This is a genomic window from Kitasatospora cinereorecta, assembly GCF_024172095.1.
In the GTDB taxonomy this organism is placed as follows: domain Bacteria; phylum Actinomycetota; class Actinomycetes; order Streptomycetales; family Streptomycetaceae; genus Kitasatospora; species Kitasatospora cinereorecta.
The window spans coordinates 492,129-514,317 of record NZ_JAMZDX010000004.1 but is presented as its reverse complement, the minus strand read 5'-3'; the positions used below and the strand labels follow the sequence as shown (position 1 = coordinate 514,317).

The 22,189-nt window shown below is 73.7% G+C and carries 13 protein-coding genes and 3 pseudogenes; 9 read left to right on the top strand and 7 right to left on the bottom strand.

Annotation, left to right across the window (positions count from 1 at the left end; all coding sequences use genetic code 11):
• The first annotated feature begins 120 nt into the window (after positions 1-120).
• The gene (locus tag FHR36_RS22465; protein WP_253799964.1) at positions 121-1,701 is read left to right on the top strand and encodes a GMC family oxidoreductase; all 1,581 of its coding nucleotides are present in this window, start codon (positions 121-123) and stop codon (positions 1,699-1,701) included.
• On the opposite strand, the gene FHR36_RS22460 is transcribed toward FHR36_RS22465, so the two are convergent.
• The 5 genes and pseudogenes from FHR36_RS22460 to FHR36_RS22440 form a co-directional block, all read right to left on the bottom strand.
• A complete protein-coding gene (locus FHR36_RS22460; RefSeq protein WP_253799963.1) occupies positions 1,646-2,929 on the bottom strand; it encodes an NAD(P)/FAD-dependent oxidoreductase in 1,284 nt (427 codons plus the stop codon). The genes FHR36_RS22465 and FHR36_RS22460 overlap by 56 nt on opposite strands.
• Positions 2,930-3,072: 143 nt before the next feature.
• Positions 3,073-4,965: pseudogene (locus FHR36_RS22455) on the bottom strand (Xaa-Pro dipeptidyl-peptidase); the annotation flags it as partial.
• A gap of 9 nt (positions 4,966-4,974) precedes the next feature.
• Positions 4,975-5,771 (bottom strand): IS5 family transposase gene (locus FHR36_RS22450; RefSeq protein ID WP_253796714.1). Its coding sequence is split into 2 segments (ribosomal slippage): positions 4,975-5,435 and positions 5,435-5,771, totalling 798 coding nucleotides; the frame shifts between segments, so codons are not numbered across the junction.
• 150 nt (positions 5,772-5,921) lie between these two features.
• Positions 5,922-6,413 (bottom strand): universal stress protein, encoded by a 492-nt coding sequence (locus FHR36_RS22445; RefSeq protein ID WP_253799962.1) that lies wholly within the window; start codon positions 6,411-6,413, stop codon positions 5,922-5,924.
• Positions 6,414-6,587: 174 nt separating this feature from the next.
• On the bottom strand, positions 6,588-8,000 hold the full coding sequence (locus FHR36_RS22440; RefSeq protein WP_253799961.1) for an aminotransferase-like domain-containing protein: 1,413 nt from the start codon (positions 7,998-8,000) through the stop codon (positions 6,588-6,590).
• Between FHR36_RS22440 and FHR36_RS22435 the strand changes: the two genes are divergently transcribed.
• The 3 genes from FHR36_RS22435 to FHR36_RS22425 all read left to right on the top strand — a co-directional run bounded on the left by FHR36_RS22435 (position 7,999) and on the right by FHR36_RS22425 (position 10,953).
• A complete protein-coding gene (locus FHR36_RS22435) occupies positions 7,999-9,234 on the top strand; it encodes an aminotransferase class V-fold PLP-dependent enzyme (RefSeq protein WP_253799960.1) in 1,236 nt (411 codons plus the stop codon). The two genes, FHR36_RS22440 and FHR36_RS22435, sit on opposite strands and share 2 nt — an antisense overlap.
• Positions 9,231-10,541 (top strand): MFS transporter, encoded by a 1,311-nt coding sequence (locus FHR36_RS22430; RefSeq protein ID WP_253799959.1) that lies wholly within the window; start codon positions 9,231-9,233, stop codon positions 10,539-10,541. Before FHR36_RS22435 ends, FHR36_RS22430 begins: the two co-directional genes overlap by 4 nt.
• Positions 10,542-10,668: 127 nt before the next feature.
• A complete protein-coding gene (locus tag FHR36_RS22425; RefSeq protein WP_253799958.1) occupies positions 10,669-10,953 on the top strand; it encodes a hypothetical protein in 285 nt (94 codons plus the stop codon).
• A gap of 32 nt (positions 10,954-10,985) precedes the next feature.
• On the opposite strand, the gene FHR36_RS22420 is transcribed toward FHR36_RS22425, so the two are convergent.
• Positions 10,986-11,897: a squalene/phytoene synthase family protein gene (locus tag FHR36_RS22420; protein ID WP_253799957.1), complete on the bottom strand. Its 912-nt coding sequence runs from the start codon at positions 11,895-11,897 to the stop codon at positions 10,986-10,988.
• A gap of 233 nt (positions 11,898-12,130) precedes the next feature.
• Here FHR36_RS22420 and FHR36_RS22415 point away from each other — a divergent pair, with 233 nt between their 5' ends.
• The 3 genes and pseudogenes from FHR36_RS22415 to FHR36_RS22405 form a co-directional block, all read left to right on the top strand.
• Positions 12,131-14,221, top strand: coding sequence for a SpoIIE family protein phosphatase (locus tag FHR36_RS22415; RefSeq protein ID WP_253799956.1), 2,091 nt, complete (start codon positions 12,131-12,133; stop codon positions 14,219-14,221).
• A pseudogene (locus FHR36_RS22410) lies at positions 14,218-14,751 on the top strand (ATP-binding cassette domain-containing protein); the annotation flags it as partial. The gene FHR36_RS22415 and the pseudogene FHR36_RS22410, both read left to right, overlap by 4 nt.
• 213 nt (positions 14,752-14,964) lie before the next feature.
• Positions 14,965-16,071: pseudogene (locus FHR36_RS22405) on the top strand (ATP-binding SpoIIE family protein phosphatase); the annotation flags it as partial.
• Between the two features lie 39 nt (positions 16,072-16,110).
• Here FHR36_RS22405 and FHR36_RS22400 read toward each other — a convergent pair.
• The gene (locus FHR36_RS22400; RefSeq protein ID WP_253799955.1) at positions 16,111-18,564 is read right to left on the bottom strand and encodes a SpoIIE family protein phosphatase; all 2,454 of its coding nucleotides are present in this window, start codon (positions 18,562-18,564) and stop codon (positions 16,111-16,113) included.
• A 311-nt stretch (positions 18,565-18,875) separates the two neighbouring features.
• On the opposite strand from FHR36_RS22400, the gene FHR36_RS22395 reads away from it, so the two are divergent.
• Positions 18,876-19,859, top strand: a complete 984-nt coding sequence (locus FHR36_RS22395; protein ID WP_253799954.1) for an aldo/keto reductase — start codon at positions 18,876-18,878, stop codon at positions 19,857-19,859.
• Between the two features lie 175 nt (positions 19,860-20,034).
• Positions 20,035-22,167, top strand: a complete 2,133-nt coding sequence (locus FHR36_RS22390; protein WP_253799953.1) for a SpoIIE family protein phosphatase — start codon at positions 20,035-20,037, stop codon at positions 22,165-22,167.
• Positions 22,168-22,189 lie beyond the last annotated feature (22 nt).

Sequence of the window (22,189 nt, the reverse complement as noted above, 5' to 3'; positions counted from 1 at the left end):
GGCGGGCTGCGGCGCCGGTCGTCCTGCGCCGGTCGTCCTGCGCCGGGCGCAGTCGGCCGCCCCGGGCCGCCGACTGGCCCCGAGCCGGTCGGCGGAACAGCCTGGAAGCGGAGGCACGGGATGAACGCTTCGTACGACGTGGTGATCGTCGGGGGCGGCAGCGCGGGGTGTGTGCTCGCCGCACGGCTGAGCGAGGACCCCGAGCGGCGGGTGCTGCTCATCGAGGCGGGGCCGGACTACGGGCCCGCGGCCCTCCCGGCCGATCTCGTGGAGGGGACGCAGGGGCCGGCGGCCTCGCACGACTGGGGCCTGCGCGGAGTCGGCGTCCGCGGCGGACCGCTGCTGGACCTGCCGCGCGGACGGGTGATGGGCGGCTCGTCGGCGGTGAACGCGACCTTCGCGCTGCGCGGGCACCCGGCGGACTACGACGCCTGGGCCGCGGCCGGAGTGCCCGGCTGGGCGTTCGACGACGTCCTGCCCGCCTTCACGCGCCTCGAGTGCGACCTCGACTTCGACGCCGCCGACCACCACGGCCACGACGGGCCGCTGCCGATCCGCCGGTACCGGGGCACCGAGCGGTCCGCCGTCGCGGACGCGGCCGAGGAGGCCATCGCCTCGCTCGGCGTGCCGCGGATCGCCGACCACAACGCGCCCGCCGCGGTGGGCGTGGGACCGCTGCCGGTCAACGCCGTGGACGGGCGGCGGATCAGCACGGCCGCCGCCTACCTCGACCCCTGCCGGTCGAGGGTCAACCTCGACGTCCGCGCCGACACGCTCGTCCGCGAGGTCGTGATCCGCCACGGCCGGGTCGCGGGCGTACGCCTGGACGGCTCCGCGGAGGTCGTTCCCGCCGGCGAGGTGATCGTCGCGGCGGGCGCCTACCTCTCGCCGGGGCTGCTGCTGCGATCCGGAATCGGGCCGGCGGCGGAGGTGGCGGCCCTCGGGCGGCCGGTGGTGGCGGACCTGCCCGGCGTGGGGTCCGGTCTCGTCGATCATCCCGCCGTCTCGATCGACCTGCCGTACGTCGGCCCGGTCGGCGGCCACGCCCGGTTCCAGACGGTCGCCACCTGTCACAGCGGGCAGGCAACCGGGCCACCTGACCTGCAACTGGTGGCCGTCGGCCCCTATCCGCTCGGCCCCGGAGCCCACGGGTGCACCGTGTTCGCCGCGCTGCTGAAACCGCGCTCGCGCGGCCGCGTCCTGGCACGCTCGGCCGACGCGGCCGCGCCGCCCGACATCGACCTCGGCTACTTCGCGGACGGCGCCGACCTGCCCCGGCTGATCGAGGGTCTCCGACGTGCTGAAGCCGTCACCCGCACGCCGGCGTGGAAGGCGATCACCGCCGCGCCCGCGGCCGGCCTCCCGGCAGGACTGCTCGACGACCCGGCGGCGGCCCGCGTCTGGGTCCGGGCCAACACCTGGAGCTACCACCACCCGGTGGGCTCGTGCGCGATGGGCTCCGATCCCGGGGCGGGCGCCGTCGTCGACCACGAGGCCCGCGTCTTCGGCGTCGTGGGCCTGTCGGTGGTGGACGCGTCGATCATGCCGGACATCCCGTCGGCCAACACCAACCTGCCGACGATCATGGTCGCCGAACACGTGGCCGCCCTGCGGCAGCGGCCGCGTGGGGCGGCAGCCGAGCCGGTCATGACCGCGGGTGCGACACCCGCGCCGGTGGCACGGCCGCCCCGCGGTGCCTGAGGTTGACGGCCGCCGCCTTGGCCACTGCCACGGGGTTCAGGAAGCGCAGCGGGCCGATCACGCGGGAGGCGAACCGGTGCATGTGCCGCGCCACCGCCTGGTCGCGCGCTGCCGCCGAGTACATCAGCCGCTCCAAGGGGTTGAACGGACGGGCCCTGGCGAAGTCGGCGGCCAGGTACTGGTGGCCGCGCAGCCGGCGCCGGTGCCTGCGGGCGTACACCGCGAGCGACCGGTCGAGGTCGCCCCGACCGGTCGCGGCCGGGGCGACCGCCGCGGTCAGCCAGTGCGCGGACTGCAGGGCCCATCCGCACCCCACTCCCCACAGGGGGTCGCCGGTCAGGGCGGCGTCGCCGATCAAGGCGACGCCCGGTGCGGTCGGGTTGCGGGTGTGGAACGGGTAGTCGACCGTGCCGATGATCTTCGAAATGCGCTCGGCCGAGTCGATCGGCGGCGCCTCGGGCAGGGAACGGACGAAGTGGCGGAAGCTGCCCTCCAGGTCGTCCCGGAACGCCGGCAGCCGGTCCTTGTTCGGGAGCACCGCGACGACCGTCACCCCGTCGTCGTTGGGAAACGCGTACGCCATGTCGGGTTCGAGGAACCAGGTGTGACCGATCCCGTCGCGCAGCGGCAGGTTGCGGAAGTGCGCGAGATAGGCGAACCGCGCGTTCTCGAACCGCCGGGTCGCCACCCCGGCGAACTTCGCCACGGCCGAGTCCTTGCCGTCGGCGCCGACCACCAGGCGGGCCCGGATCTCGCGCTCGCCCTGCGGCGTCGCCGCGCGCACCCCCACGGTTCGCCCGGCTTCCCCGACCAGCCCGGTCACCCGGTGGCCGAGGAGCAGGTCGACGCCGGGCGTCTGCGCCGCCCGGGACCTGATCAACGGGTCGAGGGTGCTGCGCCGGATGTTGTACGCGTACGGCAGCTCGGGGCCCGTCGGCGCCGCCCTCGGCTCGATCCACCCCCAGCGGGTGTACCACCGGGCGTCGTTGCGGACGGCTCCCGCCTCCTCGAGAGCGGGGACGAGGCCGAGTTCGTCCAGCACCGGGTAGGCGTTGGCGGTGAGGGAGTGGGTGCAGAGCACCTTGTACGCGTCGGGGTCCGAGCGGCGTTCCAGCAGCGCGACGCGGGCGCCGCGACGCGCGAGCAGGATGGCCGCGGCGCTGCCGGCGAGGCCGGCTCCGCTGATGACGACGTCGTAGTCGGAGCCGGCGCTCTCAGGACTGGTCATGTGCGGATCGCCCCTTCGGGGTACGGTGCCGTTCGTGGGAGTGGTGCGGCCCCAGTGCTGTCAGGAACATGAGCAATTGTCAAGAGCGCTGCAGCGCACCGCTGCAGCGCTCCCCGACAGGCGCGCAGGCGCTTCCGGGCGGCCTACCGGAAGTTCTCCGGGCCGGTGGCGGCACCTGCCCGACCCGCCGGCAGCCCCGGGAGGGCCCTGCTCGGCGTGGGCGTGGCCGTCTGCCGCAGAGCGGCAGCGCCGCCGACCATCGGCAGTCGCAGCGAGGAGTGGGCCAGGTCGATGCTCAGGCGCGGCGTGGTCGGCGGCGGTTCGAGCAGGCCGCTGTCGGTGCCGGCCACGATCAGGGCGAGCCGGTGTCCGGCGGGCACCACGTGGTCGGTGCCGGCCAGGTCGAAGGTGATCGAGTAGGGCGTGCTGGGGGTGAGCGTCACCGTCCGGTCCAGCCCGGCGTAGTGCCCGAGGTCGGCCCAGCCCCGGCTGAAGATCGTGTAGCCCGCCGGTGCGGTGTCGGCCGCGGTGTCCAGGTAGCAGGCGCTGTCGCCCGGCGTACTGTCACCCCAGCAGGAGCGGGTGGTCAGGGTGGTGATGCCCTCGCCCGCGCCCTCGTAGTTGCGGATGGTCGTCGGCCCCAGATCGACCAGGACGGCGCTCAGGTGGGCGCTGCTGGTGGTGGATCGTACGGACAGGGTGATCGAGCCCTGGCCCGATATCCGCAGGTCCTGGGTGAGCGCTCCGGTGGTGAAGACCGTCTTCTCCGGGGAGGCCGAATCGGCGTTCGCGGCCCAGTCGTCCTCGCCGAGAGCCGGGTTGTCGGTGAACGTGGCGGTGCCGCGGCCGGTCGCGGTGGTCAGGGTGCCGGGCCGGAGGCCCAATGTGCCGGTCGCCGTGGCGGGCGCGGGCCAGGTGCGGTCCTGCGTCCACTGGTCCGGGGCGCGCTCGATGTCGGCGACCGGGCCGCGCTGGATGCCGTTGTCCACGCCGAGCAGGTAGTGGTCGAACCAGCTGTGCAGGGTGTCCACCCACGCGGCGCGCCGGAAGTCGAAGGGGTCCACGTGGCCGGTCTGGGACAGCCAGATCTTGCGGTCGACGCCGGTCCGGGCCAGTGCCGTCCACCACTGGGAGAAGTTGATGTCACGGACGTTCAGATCCTGCATCCCGTGCACCACGAAGACGCTGGCGCGCACCTTGGCCGCGTCGGCGACGTAGTCGCGCTGCTGCCACAGTCGGCTCCAGTCGCCGTTCGACGGCGCGCCGGCGGCGAGTCGCTGCTGCACCGCCGTGCAGTGCGGCGCGGCGGACGCGCTCTCCACCACAGCGGCCAGGTCGGCGGGGGTGCCGCTGTAGAGCGGAGCGCCGTCGGAGCGGTAGTAGTCGTACCAGGAACTGATCGCCGAGATCGGCACGACGGTCCTGAGGCCGTCGACACCGGTCGCGGCGACGCCGTTGGCGATGGTGCCGTCCCAGGACTTGCCGATCATGCCCACCGAGCCGTTCGCCCAGGCCGGCTTGACCGTGGTGCCGCCGGTACGGGCGCTGTGGCCGGCGGCCCGGCCGTTCAGCCAGTCGACGACCGCCTTGGCGGAGGTGACGTCGGCGGGGCCGCCGACGTCCACGCAGCCGTCCGAGCGATTGGTGCCGGAAAGGTCGACCAGCACCACCGCATAGCCGCGGGGCACGAAGTAGTTGTCGTAGTAGAGGGGGAAGCCGACCGGCCTGCCCTGTGCGTCGTAGGTCTTGAGCTGCGACTCGTTGCCCCGGCCGCAGCAGGAGTAGTAGGGGCTGGCGTCCATGATGACGGGGATCTTCCGCCCGGCGGCGGCCGGCTCACTCGGCCGGATGATGTCCGCGGCCACCCGGTCGGTACGGCCGTCGCCGTCGAGGTCGAGCCCGGTGTCGACCCAGACCGTCTCCCGGACGGCGTTGGCGTAGGAGTAGACGGGTTGGCTGACGCCGCCTCTGATCGGGCCGGGGGCGGCGGCGTGCGCCGTGGCGGGGCCGAGCTGGGTGGCGGTGAGCGTCGCTAAGAAGCCATCTCATTTGGCCAGCCGGCGATGGCAGATGAGTGCCGCGGCGATGGTGGCGAAGGCTGCGAAGTGGTCGGCTTTGCGTTCGTAGCGGCGGTGGAGCCGACGGAAGCCGCCCAGCCATGCGACGGTCCGCTCGATCACCCAGCGGTGCCGGCCGAGGCGGCTGGAGGACTCGATGCCGCGGCGTGCGATGCGGGTCGTGATCTGTCGTCGTCGCAGGTAGGAGCGGATGAAGCGGTGGTCGTAGGCTTTGTCGCCGTGGAGCCTGCCGGGCCGGCGGCGCCGGGGGCCGCGGCGGGAGCGGATCGGTGGGATCGCCTCGACGAGCGGAATCAGGGCCTGGCTGTCGTGCAGGTTTGCGCCGGAGATCGCCAGCGACAGGGGTAAACCGGTGCGTTCGGTGAGCAAGTGGATCTTTGACCCGAACTTGCCCCGATCGACAGGATTCGGACCCGTCAGGTCCCCTTTTTCGTGGCCCGCATGTTCACGGAGTCGACCGCGCACCTCGACCAGTCCAGCTCACCCTGCGAGCCGAGCTCGTCCAGGACCAGACGATAGAGCTTGGCCCACACCCGGGCCGCGGTCCACTCGGTGAAGCGCCGGTGGGCCGTCGGCCCGGACGGGCCGAAACACGGCGGCAACTGGGCCCACGTGCACCCCGATGTCGCCACGAACACGATCGCCGCAAGCACTTCGCGGTCCCCGTGCCGGCGTCGGCCACCGCCCTGCGGGCGCGTCGGTGCCGCTGGCACCACCCGCTGGAACAGCTCCCACAACTCGTCCGGTACCAGCCGCTCCACGATCGTCACGAGAGCAGCCTACAAGCCCAAATGAGATAGCTTCTAAGAGCGCGCCGACGAGAACCATGGAGCGAAGCAGTCTGATGGCCATACCGAATGACGGTAGATCCGGCATCCCGCCACCGGGAAGGACTTTGACAAGTCATGGACAAGTCAGGAGGAGGCGGTGCCGGGTTCCGCCGGGACGACGACGACCGGGAGGCGGGCGTGGTGGACGACCTCGGTACTGGTCGAGCCGAGGGCGAGGCGTCCCCAGGCGCCCGATCCCCGGGAGCCGACCACGAGCAGGTCGGCGTCCCGGCTGGCTTCGAGGAGGACCTGCGCCGGGCGGCCGGGTTCGCAGACGATCTCCACCTCCACGGGCGGTTCGCCGAGCTGCTCCTGCAGTTCCCTGACGGAGTCCGCCACGGCCTGGGTCACGAGATCGCGCTGCTGCGGGACGGGGCCGCTGTCGGGGCCGGAGGCCGTCCATTCGAAGCCGGACTGCCGGGCGGGGGTGTACTCGTAGGCGCAGACCGCCCGCAGGCCGGTGGCGCGCAGGCGGGCCTCGCGGAGCGCGAAGGTCACGGCCTGCCGGGCCTGGGGCGAACCGTCCGTGCCGACCACGATCGGGCCGACCGCGGGGCGGGCGACAGGATCGGTCATGGGTGACCTCCAGGGATTCGGCGGCCGTGAGGTGCGGTCGGCCGTCCGTTGCCGGGTGCACCTCTCAGCCTGCCCCGGTCCGCCGGTGGCCACCATCGCAGCCACGCGCCGCGTCCGGTCGAGGCCGACGAGTGACCGGCGGTTCGGCCGGCGTGGAGCCGCGGCGCGGCACGCTCAGGGACTGCCCAGCGTCCGGGTCGCGGTGGCGAGGCGGTGGGCGGCTTCAGTCAGTTCGGCGGGGTCGGCGGCCGCGGCGAAGCCCATGCGCAGGTGGGCGGCGGGAGCGTCGGTGGGGAAGTAGCGATGGCCCGCGTCGAGGGACACACCGTGCAGGCGGGCCGCGTCGGCGACGGCGGTGTCGGTGAGGTGGGCCGGCAGCCGGAGCCACAGGTGGAGTCCGCCGGCCGGGTGGCAGGCGAGGGTCCAGTCGGGCAGTTCGCGGCCGAGGGCGGTGGCGAGGGTGGCGGCGCGGTGGCGCAACGCGGTGGCCAGGGCGCGCAGGTGGCGGTCCCAGGCGGGGGTCGAGAGCAGTTCGACGGCGGCCTCCTGCAGCGGGCGGGCGATGAAGAAGTCGTCGACCAGGCGCATGCCGCGCAGCCGGTGCATCACCGGGCCGCGGGCGACGATCGCGCCGATCCGCAGGCTGGGCGAGGAGGGCTTGGTCAGCGAGGTCAGGTGGACGACCGTGCCGTCGCGGTCGTCGGCGATCAGTGGGCGGGGGAGCGGTGCGCCGTGGCCGAGGTGGCGGGCGAAGTCGTCCTCGATCAGGAACGCCCCGGCCGCCCGGGCGACCCGCACGACCTGCCGTCGGCGCTCGGGGGAGAGCACCGTGCCGGTCGGGTTGTGGAAGGTCGGCTGGCAGTAGAGCAGCCGGGCGCCGGTCATGGCGAACGCATCGGCCAGGAGGTCGGGGCGGATGCCGTCGCCGTCCGTCGGCACGGCCACCGGGTGCAGTCCGGCCGCGCGGGCGGCGGCGAGCGCGCCCGGGTAGGTCGGCGACTCGACCAGCAGCGGGCTGCCGGGGGCGGCCATGGCGCGGAACAGCATCGACAGCGCGCCCTGGCCGCCGCCGGTGACCAGGACGTCCTCGGGGCCGACCGTCCCCCCGGCCTGCCGGGCGAGGATCGCGCGCAGCGGGGCGAGGCCGGCGGCCGGGGCCCGGTGCCAGGCGTCCGGACGGCGGGCGGCGCGGGCCAGCGCGGCGCCGAGGGCCCGGGTGGGTTGGAGGTTCTCGTGCAGGTATCCGCCGGAGAGCGCGATGGTGCCGGGCGGCAGATCCTCGGACGGGCCGTCCGCGGCGCCCGGGTCGAAGGCCCGTCCGGCCAGCGCCACCGTCTGCCAGGAGGTGTCCGCCGCGCCTTCGTCCGACGCCCGACGGCGGTCGGCGACGTACGTGCCGCTGCCCGGACGGGTGACCACCAGGCCCTCGGCGGCCAGCTGGGCGATGGCCCTGGAGACGGTGACCGGGCCGACTCCGTGACGGGCGATCAGATCCCGGCTGGAGGGCAGCCGGTCGCCCGGCGCCAGGGCGGCGATCTCCGTCCGGAGGATGGCCGTGAGCGCTTCAGTACTGCTACCGTCGGACATGACGATACAGAATAGCGCTTTCGGCTCGCCGGTGGAACCGCTCCTCGACCTCGCCGCCCTCAGGGCCGACACCCCGGGCTGCGAATCGGTGATCCACTTCAACAACGCCGGCTGCGGCCTGCTCGCCCGGCCGGTGCTCGCAGCGATGCTCGACCACCTCCGGCTGGAGGCCGAGATCGGCGGCTATGAGGCGTCCGCGGCCCGGGCCGCCGAGGTCGCCGACTTCCACGCGTCGGTCGCCGAGCTGATCGGCGCCGGGGCGCGGAACATCGCCTTCGCCGGCAGCGCCACCCACGCCTTCACCAAGGCGCTCTCGGCGATCGACTTCCGGCCCGGCGACACCGTGCTGACGACGAGGAACGACTTCATCTCCAACCAAATTGCCTTCCTCGCCCTGCGCAGGCGCCACGGCATCCGGATCGTGCACGCTCCCGACCACCCCGACGGCAGCGGCGTCGACGTCGACGCGATGGCCCGCCTGATGCGCACCCACCGCCCCCGCCTGGTGTCGGTCACCCACATCCCCACCAACTCGGGCCTCGTCCAGCCGGTCGCCGAGATCGGCCGGCACTGCCGCGAACTCGACCTGCTCTACCTCGTCGACGCCTGCCAGTCGGTCGGCCAGTACCCGATCGACGTCACGGAGATCGGCTGCGACCTGCTCACCGCCACCTGCCGCAAGTTCCTGCGCGGGCCGCGTGGTTCGGGCTTCCTGTACGTCTCCGACCGGCTGCTCGACGCCGGGTTGGAGCCGCTGTTCATCGACATGTACGGCGCCCGCTGGACCGCCCCCGGTCACTACCGGCCGGTCGACACCGCTGCCCGGTTCGAGGAGTGGGAATTCCCGTACGCCACCGTGCTCGGCTGCGCCGCAGCCGTCCGCTACGCGCTGCGGGTCGGCCTGGAACCGGTGGCCCGGCGCACCCCGGCGCTCGCCGCCCGGCTGCGCGGGCAACTCGCCGACCTGCCGGGCGTGCGGACGCTGGACGGGGGAGCGGCTCCCGCCGCGCTGGTCACCTTCGCGGTCCACGGCTGGCAACCGGAGCCGTTCAAGGCCGCGATGGCCGCACGTGGCATCAACTCGGCCCTGAGCTACCGGGAGTTCGCGCAATTCGACTTCGCGGACAAGGAGGTGGAGTGGTGCCTGCGGCTGTCGCCGCACTACTACAACACCGAGGACGAGGTCGACGAGGTCGCCGCCGCCGTCGCCGAGCTCGTGGGCGGTGCCCGGTGAGCCGGACGGCGGCCGGGGCCGCCATCGACGCGCCGAGCACCTCCGGGCGCAGGGACAGCCTCTGGCGCAACGGCGACTTCCTCACGTTCTGGTTCGGCGAGACGGTGTCGCTGCTCGGTACCCAGGTCACCAACCTCGCCCTCCCGCTGACCGCGATCAACGCGTTCGGCGCCACCGACGAGCAGGTCGGGCTGCTTCGCTTCCTGCAACTGGTCCCGTACCTGGGGCTCGCCCTGCTGATCGGCGTGTGGACCGACCGGGCACGCCGCCGACCGGTGATGCTCGGCGCCAACCTCGTCCGGCTGGTCCTGATCGCGCTGGTCCCGGTGATGTACTGGTGGCACGCCCTCGATCTGACACTCCTGCTGGTGATCGCCTGTGCCGTGGGCATCGCCTCGGTGGTGTTCGACGTCAGCTGGATGTCGTACGTGCCGACGCTGGTCCGCAGGCCCGAGCACTACGTCGAGGCGAGCGCCAGGATGGGGAGCTCCTCCTCCGCCGCCGAGGTGGCCGGGCCGGGGCTCGCGGGTCTCCTGGTCTCGGCACTCACCGCACCGGTCGCGCTGGTCGTGGACGCCTGCTCGTACGCGGTGTCCCTGCTCTCGCTGCTGCTGATCCGTACCCGCGAACCCCGCCCGGAGCCGACGGCCGAGCGGCACCTGCTGCGCGAGCTCCGGGACGGGCTCGGATGGGTCCTGGGCAGCGGGATCCTGCGGGCGCTCGCGCTCGTCGGTTTCTGCTGCAACTTCTCGATGGTCGCGATCTGGACCATGTTCCTGCTCTACGGTACGAACGATCTCCACCTGGGCTCGTCCACCCTCGGGGCCGTCCTCGCGACGGCCTCGGTCGGCGGACTGATCGGCTCGCTGGTCTCCCGCGGGGTCATCGCCCGCTTCCCGATCGGCCGGGTCTACCTGGTCGCCCAGTCGGCCCTGCTCCTCGGCCCGACCCTGCTGGTGCCGGCCATCGGGCCGCGGCCGCTGATGCTCGTGCTGTTCGTCCTGTCGTTCTTCACCACCTACCTCGGCCTGGGAGTGGCCGGCGTCGTCATCGTCAGCCTCCGCCAGACCCTGACCCCGCAGTCGATGATGGGCCGGATGACGGCGGCGTTCCGAACCCTCCTGTTCGGTGGCGGCGCGCTCGGCGGACTCTCGGCCGGTCTGCTCGCCGGGCGGCTCGGGGCCCACGGCGCGCTGGTCGTGGCGGCGGCAGGGTCCGCCGTCGTGGTCCTCGGGCTGGTCGTCTCTCCCGTCAGCCGACTGAAGGAGATGCCGCAGTCGCCGGTGGCCGCCGCCGAAGGTGGGTGACCGGGCTCCGGCCCGTCCCGGTCCGTGCGGCTGTCCGAGTGTCTTCCGGATGCCCCGCGAGCGGAGGACTCCGGCGGCGGGTATGTCGTCCCGCACGCGATGACCCGGGACCCGTGAGGAGACCAGCATGTATGCGGTGGTGCGGCGGTACGACGGGGTGACCGATCCCGCGGAGGCAGGACGGCGAGTGAGCGAGGGATTCGTGCCCCTGCTCAGCCGGGTTCCCGGATTCGTGGCCTATTACTGGGTCGACGCCGGGGCGGGGGTGATGGTCTCCACCAGCGTCTTCCGGGACGAGGCCGGGGCCGAGGAATCGATCCGCCGAGCAGCGGAGTTCGTGCGGGACAACCTCGCTGAACTGCTGCCCAACCCTCCCCAGGTCACGGCCGGTCAGGTGGTGGCTGCCGGGTAACGAGGCCTTGGGTCGGCTTCGCCGGGCGGTGCTCAGCGATTCACCCGGCGTGCCCGGAGGTACTCGCGTCCCAGCAGGCGGAGCGCGGCGACCTTGGCCGGGCCGGCCGAGCGGCGCAGCAGGGCGGGGATGTCCGCACGGGCGGCCGAGCTGGTCAGTCCGTCGAGGCCGATCATGCAGCGGACCATGGGCCGGTGGGCGGGTGGGACGAGCCCGACCACGGCGCGGGCTTCGGCGAGGGTGCGGTCGACCTGGTCGAGCTGGTCGGCGATCATCGACCGGACGGCGGGAAGGTTGCGGGCCTGCTCCAGATCGGTGCGGGTGACCCCGTGCCGGTCGAGGGTCTGCTCGGGGATGGTCAGGCGGCCGTCGACCAGGTCCTCGGCGAGGTCGCTGACGAAGTCGAGCCGCTGGCTGGCGTCGATGAAGGTGCGACAGGCGGCCCGGTAGGCGGTCTGGTCGCCGTCCGGGCCGAGCAGGGTGGCGACGACCATGAACGCGGGGAGCGAGTAGGTGTCCAGGTAGCGCTGGTAGTCGGCCTCGGCGACGAATCCGGCGAAGTCGAGGTCGGCGACGGCCCCGGCGAGGTAGTCCAGTGCACGGTCGCGCAGAGCGGGGTGCGCGGCGATGGTGTTCAGCAGGGGGCGCAGCTCGGGATTGCCGGTCGTACCGGTGGCGAGGCTGTCGCGCACCTCCTGCTCCCAGCGTGCGTACGCTGCCTTCCGGTCGTCGAGGGGACCGCTGTCGAGGAGGGTGTCGGTGCGGTGCATGTAGGCGGTGGCCGCGATCATGTGGGGCACGAGCCGGGTCGGCAGGAGGATCTGTGCCGCAAGGACGGCCTCGCGCTTGTACTGCGCCACCTGCCGGTGCTGCCGGCTGTAGTCGTCGCGGAGGCCGGGGTCGTTGATCCCGGCCGCGTCCAGTGCCCGCTGCCACTTGCCCACGTGTCGTAGCCCTCTCCATGATCGATCGACGTCCCCGAGCCTAGTGCCGTGTTCGACATCGCCGAACAACCGATGGGGCGACCTGATCGTGGGCGGGAGGCGGGCGAGGGGACGGATGGTGCCCGTCGGGCCAGTATGGGAGGGAGGCTGCGGGTTCTCGTCGGCTCGAATGAGGTTCTTGTGATGGGCATGTCGTGGCACGGGTGGTCGCTGCCCGCTGACGGGGCGGTGCGATGACGGAGCGCGGGCTCGAGGCGGTGGCGCAGATCCTGCGGGCGGTGCCGGACCGGCTCGACGCGCAGCTCGGCGGCGTCTACCTGCTGTCGGACGACGGGCAGCTGCTCCAGCTGGTCATGACGCTCGGAGCCGCCCGGCAGTTCACCAGGCCGTGGCGGCACGTCGGCATGACCGCGCCGATCCCGGTGGTCGACGCCGTGCGCAGCGGCCGGGTCGTCTGGGTGGGCGGCGCGGAGGAGATGGCGCGCCGGTACCCGCGGGTGGCGGTCGCGATGCCGTACGCGTTCTGCCTCGCGGCCGTACCGCTCGTCGCGAAGCAGGTCACGTACGGGTCCGTGTTCGTGATCTGGCCCGCCGGGCACTCGCCCGAGCTGTCGTCCGGTGAGCGCGCCGGGCTCGACGCGCTCGCCCGGGGCCTGGCCGAAGTGGTGGCGGAGGCGGCCGGGGCGGGCCGGCCGATCCGAGCGGGCGCACGCCCCGCAGTGGCGGAGAACCGTTCCGTCGACCCGATCGGCTCGATGGTGGCGCGGCTGCCGGAGGGCGTCTGCGCCATGGACCTGGACGGCCGGCTGGCCGCCGTCACACCGGCCGCCGCCGAGCTGCTGGGCGAGCCGGTCGAGCAGCTGCTGGGCCGACGGCCGTGGGCGGTGCTGCCGTGGCTGCGCGATCCGGTGTACGAGTACCACCACCGCTCGGCGGTGATCAGCGGGCAGTCGACCTCGTTCGTGGCACTGCGGCCGCCGGACCGGTGGCTGTCGTTCCAGCTCTTCCCGGACGGATCCGGACTCACCGTGCGGATCGTCGCCGTCTCCGACGGTCGGCACGGTGGGGCCGACCGGCGTACCGAGGCACCCACCGCGCGGGCGGTGCACACCCGGCCCGGGGCGCTCTACCACCTCCTCCACCTCGCCGGCGCGCTGACCGAGGCGATCAGCGTGCAGGACGTGGTGGGCATGGTCTCCGAGCAGATCGTGCCGGCCTTCGGCGGCCAGGCCGTCGCGGTCCTGCTGGCCGAGGGCGGCCGGCTGCGCATCGTCGGGCACCGCGGCTATCCGGCCGGTCTGGTCGACCAGTTCGACGGCACCCCGCTGACCGAGTCGACCCCGGGAGTCCAGGCGTCGACCAGTCCCGTGCCGGCGTTCTTCGAGAACCGTACGGAGTTGGAGCGGCTCTACCCGGACCGCCACGAGACGCAGGACGGGATGGCGGCCTGGGCGTACCTGCCGCTGGTGACCTCCCGCAGGCTGATCGGAACCTGCGTGCTGGCGTTCGCCGAGCCGCACCGCTTCGACGTGGAGGAACGGGCCGTCCTCACCTCGCTCGGCGGTCTGATCGCGCAGGCCCTGGACCGGGCCCGGCTGTACGACACCAAGCTTGTCCTCGCCCACGGTCTCCAGGAGAGCCTGCTGCCCCGGGGGCTGCCCGCCGTCCCGGGCCTGGAGGTCTGCGCACGCTACCTCCCGGCCACCGCGGACATGGACGTCGGAGGCGACTTCTACGACCTCATCCGGGTCGGGCCGGACAGCGTGGCCGTCGTCATCGGCGACGTCCAGGGGCACAACGTCAACGCCGCCGCGCTGATGGGACAGATCCGCACCGCGGTCCGTGCCTTCGCCGCGGCCGACGCCGATCCGGGCACCGTGCTCAGCCGTACCAACCGCCTGCTGGCGGACCTGGACACGACCCTGCTGGCCAGCGGTGCCTACCTGCTGGTCGACCTCGCGCGCCGGGAGGCCCGGCTGGCCAACGCGGGCCACCCCGTACCCCTGCTGTACCGGCCGGACGGCCGGGCGGAGGCGGTGGAGCCGCAGATCGGCATGGTGCTGAACGTGGACCCCGCCGCCGAGTACCCGCAGGTCCGCATCGGCCTTCCGATCGGCACCATCCTGGTCCTGTACACCGACGGCCTCGTCGACACGCCCGGCATGGACCCCGACCGGGCGCTGGCCGACCTCACCGCCACGCTCGCCCGCCACGGCGGCGAACCGCTCGAGAAGCTGGCCGACGCGCTCATCGGCCGGGCCGGACAGGCGGAGCAGCGCACCGACGACATCGCGCTGCTGCTCGTCCGGTCCGTCCCCCGGTGAACGGCGAGGGGAAGGAGACGGATTCCGTGGCACACACCCCGCTGCTGGCCGCCCGCGGCGTCTCCAAGCGGTTCGGCGCCGTCCAGGCGCTGAGCACCGTCGACCTCGCCGTCGACGAGGGCGAGGTCGTGGCGCTGGTCGGCGACAACGGGGCCGGCAAGTCCACCCTGGTCAAGGTCGTCTCCGGGGTGGCACCGGCGGACGGCGGAGTGATCGAGTTCGACGGCCGGCCGGTCGACCTCCGCAGGCCGATCGACGCCCAGAACCTCGGCATCGCCACCGTCCACCAGGACCTGTCGCTGTGCGACAACCTCGACACCGTCGCCAATGTCTTCCTCGGCCGCGAACTGCGCAGATTCGGGATCCTCCGCGAGATCGAGATGGAGAAGCGCTGCCGCCGGCTGCTGAGCGACCTGTCCATCCGGCTCCCGAGCCTGCGGATCCCGGTCGGATCGCTCTCCGGCGGCCAGCGCCAGACCGTCGCCATCGCGCGCGCGATGATCGGCGAGCCCCGGGTCGTGATCCTGGACGAGCCCACCGCCGCCCTCGGCGTCGGACCGACCGCCCTGGTCCTGGAACTGGTCGAGCGGCTGCGGGCCCAGCGGCTCGGCGTGCTGATGGTCAGCCACGACCTGGACAACGTCCGGGCCGTCGCCGACCGGGTCGTGGTGCTGCGCCTCGGCCGCAACAGCGGCGTGTTCGACACCAAGTACGCCACCCAGGAGCAGATCGTCTCGGCCGTCACCGGCGACCACAGCACGGCCGTGAGCCTCCAGCAGAGCCTGCTGCCCCACGGGCTGCCCGAGCAGGACGCCCTCGACGTCGCCTACCGCTACCTGCCAGCCCAGTCGGGTGTCGGCGGCGACTGGTTCGATGTCATCCCCCTCTCCGGCACCCGGATCGCGCTGGTCGTGGGGGACATCGTCGGGCACGGTGTGCAGGCCGCCGCCACCATGGGCCGGCTCAGGACGGCCGTCCACAACTTCTCGATGCTCGACCTGCCCCCCGACGACCTCCTCGCCCACCTCGACGAGCTGGTCAACCGGATGGACCGGGACGAAGCCGCCGCGCGCAGCGACCCGGCGGTCACCGGGGCCACCTGCCTCTACGCGATCTACGACCCGGTGTCGAGGAGCTGCGAGCTGGCCCGGGCCGGCCACCTCCCGCCCGCGCTGGTGGCGCCGGACGGTACGGCAGTGTTCCTCGACCTGCCGGCCGGACCACCGCTGGGCGTCGGCGGCCTGCCCTTCGAGACCGCGCGGATCCAGGTGCCCGAGGGCAGCCGGCTGGTCCTGTACACCAACGGCCTCGTCGAGGACCGGCGCCGGGACCTCGACGCCGGTCTCGACCTCCTGCACGGCACGCTGGCCGCCACCGACCGGACCCCGGAGGAGACCTGCGACGCGGTGCTCGACGCGCTGCTGCCCGCGAGCTCCACGGACGACGTGGTCCTCCTCGTGGCGCGCACCCGGGCGCTGGCGCCCGACCGGATCGCCCAGTGGGACGTCCCGCCGGACCCGGCCGCCGTGTCCGGGATCCGGGCCGCGGCCGGCCGGCAGCTCGCCGAGTGGGGGCTGGCGGAGCTGGACTTCACCACGGAGCTGATCCTCAGCGAGCTGATCACCAACGCGGTCCGGTACGGCGGCGGCCCGATCGGCGTGCGCCTCCTCCTGGACCGCACGCTGATCTGCGAGGTCTCGGACACCAGCAGCACCTCCCCGCACCTGCGGTACGCCGCCGACACCGACGAGGGCGGACGCGGACTGTTCCTGGTGGCCCAGTTCGCCGAGCGCTGGGGTACCCGCTACACCCCCGACTGCAAGATCATCTGGGCTGAGCAGGCGCTGTGAGCACGGTGCTCCGGTCGAGTGCGGTGCTCCGGCCGAGGCTCACTCGGGTCGGTATTCGGTGAGCAGCAGGGCGATGTCGTCCGACCGGTGCGGGGAGTGCAGGGCGTTGCGCAGCAGGTGGTCGGCGAGATCATCGAGGCTTCCGGCCGTGGCGTGGGCCAGCGAGGCCCGCAGGTCGTCGATGCCCAGATCGATGTCCCTGCCGCGGGCCTCGACGAGGCCGTCGGTGTAGAGGGCGAGGATCGAGCCGCGGGGGAGATCCAGCCGGGTCTCCGGGTAACCGGCGGCGCCGTCGACGCCGAGGAGCGGGCCGCCCGCCAGGTCCAGCACCTCCGTGGTGCCGTCCGGACGGCGCAACAGCGGCGGGCAGTGCCCGGCGCGGACGGCGAGGGCCCGGTCGGTGCCCGGCTCGACGCGGACGTAGCAGCAGCTGGCGAGCAACCCGGGGTCGAGGTCGACCAGAAGCCGATTGGTGCCGGCCAGCACGGCACTGGGGCGGTGGCCGACGGTTGCGAAGGCGCGTACGGCGCTGCGCAGTTGGCCCATGATGCCGGCCGCGGCGACGCTGTGGCCCTCGACGTCCCCGACGACCAGGGCCACGCCGCTGCCGGTGGGGATCACGTCGTACCAGTCGCCGCCGATGTCCATCCCACTGGTGCCGGGCAGGTACCGGCCGGTGGTGCGGATGCCCGGGAGGGCGGGCAGGCGGTGCGGCAGGAGCGCGTTCTGCAGGCCGTGGGCGAGGGCGGACTTCGCGTCGTAGAGCCGGGCGCGTTCGAGTGCCTGGGCGATCAGACCGCTGAGCGCGGTCAGGATGCCGCGGTCCTTGGTGGTGAGGTGGTGGATCCCGTCGAAGCCGAGGATGCAGGTGCCGACCGGACGGTTGGAGGCGATCAGCGGCAGGTAGGCCCAGGCGCCGATGCCGTCCACGGAGGGCGCCGGGTGGGAGTCGGCACGATCCTGCGGGTACTCGACGAAGAGGGGCACTCCGGAGGTCAGCGTCTCCGTTCCGGGCAGCGGAGTGTCGAGGGGCTTGCCCTCCAGCCAGTGCAGGAAGCGGTCGTGACGGCCGGTGCGGAAGAGCAGGTGCAGGCGGCCTCCGTCGATCACGTAGATGGCCAGGTGCTGTCCGCCGAAGGCCGGGAGGAGCTGGTCGGCGACGACCTTGCAGACCTCGTCGGTGGTGACCGCCTCGGTCAGCGAACTGCTCAGCTGCAGCACGCGGTAGATGGAACCCAGGCGCGCGGGCGCCGCCTGGGCCGTCGGCGGGTCGGGTGCGGGAGGTCCGGGCCGGGAGGTGGACGACGTGACGGCCGACTCCCCGGGTTCCACCGGCGGCCCCGCCGGGGCCACTCGGCCGGTCACGCCGGTCGCGTCCGGCTGGAGGGAGAAGGTGAGCCAGCGGTCCGGCGGGCGGCAGACCAGGAAGGTGGTCGGCTGCTGCGAGACCATCGCGGCCCGGTGCCGGTCCTCGAAGACCGGATCGGACAGCCACGGCAGGACCTCCCACAGGCGGCGGCCGAGCAGCTCCCCGGCGCCGGCTCCGAGCAACTGCTCCAGACTGTGGTTGGCGTAGCCGACCCGCCCGTCCGGGGCGGCGGAGAAGAGTCCGTCCCGCAGCCGCTCCACCGCGGTGACGGCCGCGGCGCCGGCTGCGGCGTCCAGCACACAGCCGACCAGGTGGTTGCGCACCTCCTCCCCGGGTCCGTCCGGGACGCGGCCCCACAGCTCGACGGTGCGGTACCCGTCGTCGGCGCGGATGCGCAGTCGACGGGCGAGCACCCTGCCGTCCGCGACGGCCGCGCGGGCCGTGGCCCGGAGCGAGACCCGGTCGCCGGGGTGGAGCCGGGAGGCCAGCGTGTCGGCCCGCCCGTCGAACGCGCCGGGCGCGAGACCGAAGATCGCGCACAGCTCGTCGTCGGCTCCCACGGCCCCGGTGTCGAGTCGCCAGTCGAACAGGCCGACCCGTACCGCCGGGGCGGTGGGAGCCGGGACCTCGATGGGCACCGTCGCGGCGTTGTACACGAAGGCGTCCCCGCGGGCCCGGAGGTCGGCGAGCACGGCGCCGAGCCGATTGGCGATGGCCCGAAGGTGGCGGAGCTGGGCCCGGGACAGCCCTTCGTGCCCGGGTGACGCCTCCCAGATCACCGCCAGCGCGCCCAGCCGCTCCTGCCCGGCCCTGACCGGAACCGACACGGAGCCGAACGCGTACGGCAGGGCCATCGCGAGCTGGGGATAGCGCCGCATCGTCGCGCCCGCGTCGGCCAGATGGATCGTCCGCGCCGACCGGTAGGCCTCCGCCACCGGAATGGGGCTGTTGACCGGGATGAGTCGCCAGCCACCGAGCAGGGCCGCCGATGCGCCGCAGGTCGCGGCCAGCACGATCGACCGGTTGTCCTCGGACCGGAGAAAGACGCTCCCGGCATGGCCGCCGGCCGCCCTGACGGCCTTGACGACGGCCGCCACCAGGGCGTCCTCGCGCTCCGCCGTCACACGGTCGGCCTCCTCGGCCTCCGCTGCCCCTGCCGTCGTGCCCGTGCCCGTGCCCGGGTGCGGGTAGGTGGCCGTGTCGTCCCGGATGCGCGGCCTCGCTCGCTCCACCGGGTCCTGCCGATCCATGCCTCCCGATCTACGTCCGGCCGCCGGTGTTGTCAAGGCCGACACGACGGCGACCACAAGGCCGCCCGGTACCCGTCCGGGTCGGCGGTGATCAGGTCGTCGGTGCGGCAAGGGCGGTGGTTAGGGTCGGACCCCGGACGGGGTACGTCGCCCCGCCCGTCGCAACCGTCGAACGGAGCTCCGCCATGGGGACCGCACCCACCGCCGGACCGTCGCCCGCACGCTTCGGCCTCGGCACCGCCGCCGTGGGCCGTCCCGGCTACATCACGCTCGGCCGCGACCTCGACCTGCCCGCCGACCGGAGCGTCGAGGCGCTGCGGGCGCGGACCCACGCGCTGCTGGACGCCGCCCACGCCGCCGGGGTGCGGTACTTCGACACGGCCCGGTCGTACGGGCGGGCCGAGGAGTTCGTCGGCGAGTGGCTGGCCACCCGGCCGGAGGCCGCGGCCGACGTGGTGGTGGGAAGCAAGTGGGGGTACACGTACACCGCCGACTGGCAGGCCTCGGGGGTGCCCGTGCACGAGGTCAAGGACCACTCGACCGCCGTGTTCGACCGGCAGATCCGGGAGAGCCGGGCGCTGCTGGGCCCGCGGCTGGACGTCTATCTGGTGCACTCCGTCACGCCGGACAGCCCGGCCCTGACCGACCGCGCGCTGCACGAACGGCTGGCCGAACTGGCCGCCGGGGGCCTGCGCGTGGGCCTGTCCACCAGCGGCCCGGCCCAGCGCGAGACCGTCCGGGCGGCGCTGGAGGTGGAGGTGGCGGGCCGTCCGCTGTTCGAAGCCGTCCAGTCCACCTGGAACCTGCTGGAACCGTCCGCCGGACCGGCGCTGGCCGAGGCCCGCGCGGCCGGCCTGCTGGTCGTGGTGAAGGAGGGCATGGCCAACGGCCGCCTCGCCGATCGCAACGCCACCGGCGCCGACACGGCCGCGCTGCGCGCGCTCGGCGCCAGGACCGGCGCGTCCTGCGACGCCCTCGCGCTGGCCGCGGTCGCGGCGCAGCCCTGGGCGGACATCGTGCTCTCCGGCGCCGCCACCCCGGCCCAGCTGGCCTCGAACCTCACCGCCGCCCGGCTCGACCTCGACCTCGGCGAGTTCGCCGGCCTGGCAGCGCTCGCCGAGCCCGCCGAGCTCTACTGGAGGACCCGCGCCGCGCTGCCGTGGGCCTGAGGGCTAGGGTCCGTCAGGGGTGACGCCGGTCGAGTGCCTCGTCGCGCGCCGGCGTCCACGGCGGGGTGGTCCGTGTGCCCGACCACCGCAGCGGGCGTAGCGTCACAGGTACGGGCACGGCGCGGAGCGCGCTGCGGGGCCGGCCCTCCGGATCAGTGGCGGAAAGCGAGACGGCGTGCGGGAGAACCTCGTGCCGGCCGCCGGTGACGCGGCCGACTGGGACGAGCGGCTGGACGACGTGCTGACCGCGACCGTGGAGCAGTGCGGCGCGTCCTCGGGCGGTGTGTACCTCCTGCGGCCCGACGAGGGCGTGCTGGACCTGGCGGTCGTCCGGGGCCTGCCCGCCGAGTTCATCGCGCCGTGGACCAGGATCGCGCTCACCGCCCCGGCCCCCAGCAGCGATGCCGCACGGGACTGCCGGATGGTGTGGTCCGGCAGCCACGAGGACTTCGCCCGGCTGTACCCGCGGATCGCCGTCTCGATGCCGTACCACTTCGCGCTGGCGGCCGCCCCGATCTGCCGGGACGGGCGGCGGTGGGGCTCGCTGCTGATGCTGTGGCCCGGCTCCCGCCCGTCCCACCTCACCCCGGCCGACCGCGAGCTGATCGTCGCCGGGTGCGACCGGCTCGCCGAGCTGCTGGCCGGAGCCGACGCCGCCGGGCAGCCCGTCACGGCGCCCCTGCGGCCCCGCGTCCTGCCCCGCCGGCTGGCCGCCGCCAAGCTGCCCGAGGCCGCCGCGACCGCCTTCGCGGAACGCCTCCCGGGCGGCAGCTGCGCACTCGATCTCAACGGACGGATCACCTTCCTCACCGACACCGCGTGCGCCCTGCTCGGCGCCGAGAGGGAGCACCTGCTGGGCGCGATCCCCTGGCAGACCCTGCCCTGGCTGGACGACCCCGACTTCGAGGACCGGTACCGGGCGGCGATCATCAGCCGGCAGCCGGTGGCGTTCACCGCGATGCGCCCCCCGGACCAGTGGCTGGACTTCCGGCTCTACACCGACGGCAACGGGATCAGCGTGCGCATCACCCCCACCAGCGCCGGCCGCGCCACCACCCCCGCCCCCGGCCCCGGCGGGCACCGGCCCACCCCGGTCTCCCGCGCCGGTCAGCTGTACCAGATCATGCACCTGGCGGCCGCCCTCACCGAAGCGGTCACGGTCGACGACGTCATCGCCCTGGTGGCCGAACAGATCCTGCCGGCCTTCGACGCGCAGGGGCTCGCCATGATGAGCGCCGAGGACGGCCGCCTCCAGGTGACCGGCTACCGGGGGTACACCGCCGCGGAGATCGCCCGCTACAACGAGATCCCCCTGGACGAGCGCACCGCCCCGATGGAGCGGGCCATCACCGCAGGAGTGCCCGGGTTCTTCGACGACCCCGAGTCGCTGGCCCGCGCCTTCCCGAAGGTCCCGCAGGTCACCGGCAAGCAGGCCTGGGCCGTCCTGCCCCTCGTCACCTCCGGCCGCCCGGTCGGCTGCTGCCTGCTCGCCTACGACCAGCCGCACCGCTTCGCGGGCGACGAGCGCACCGTGCTGACCTCCCTGGCCGGACTGATCGCCCAGGCCCTCGACCGGGCGCACCTGTACGACACCAAGAACCGGCTCGCCCACGACCTCCAGCAGGCCCTGCTCCCGCATGCCCTGCCGACCGTCGACGGCCTGCGGGTCGCGGCCCGCTACCTGCCGGCGACCCGGGAGATGGACATCGGCGGGGACTTCTACGACCTCATCCGGCTCGGCCCGACCTCGGCCGCGGCCGTGATCGGCGACGTCCAGGGCCACAACGTCCCGGCCGCCGCCCTGATGAGCCAGGTCCGCACCGCCGTCCACGCCACCGCGGGCGCCGCCCCCGACCAGGTGCTCGTCCGGGTCAACCGGCTGCTGTGCGACCTCGACCCGGGCCTGTTCACCACCTGCCTGTACGCACACCTGAACCTCGCCGCGCACCGCGCCTTCGTGGTCAACGCCGGACACCCGCCGCCACTGCTGCGCCCGCCCGGCCGGTCGACCACCAGGGTCCTGGACATCCCGCCCGGCCTGCCGCTGGGCATCGACGCCGGCGCCGCCTACCCGATCACCGAGGTGGAGTTCGACATCGGCGCGCTGATGCTGCTCTACACCGACGGCCTGGTGGAGTCCCCCCACACGGACCTCGACGAGGCGATCGCCGCCGTCGCCCGGCAGCTCGACCATGCGGCCCCCGACCTGGAGACCATGGCGACCGACCTGGTGGCCGGCGCCCAGCGGTCCGGCCAACGCGCCGACGACATCGCGACCTTCCTCCTGGAGGCGACGCAACCGCGGTAGGGCCTGTCCGACACCGCCCGGC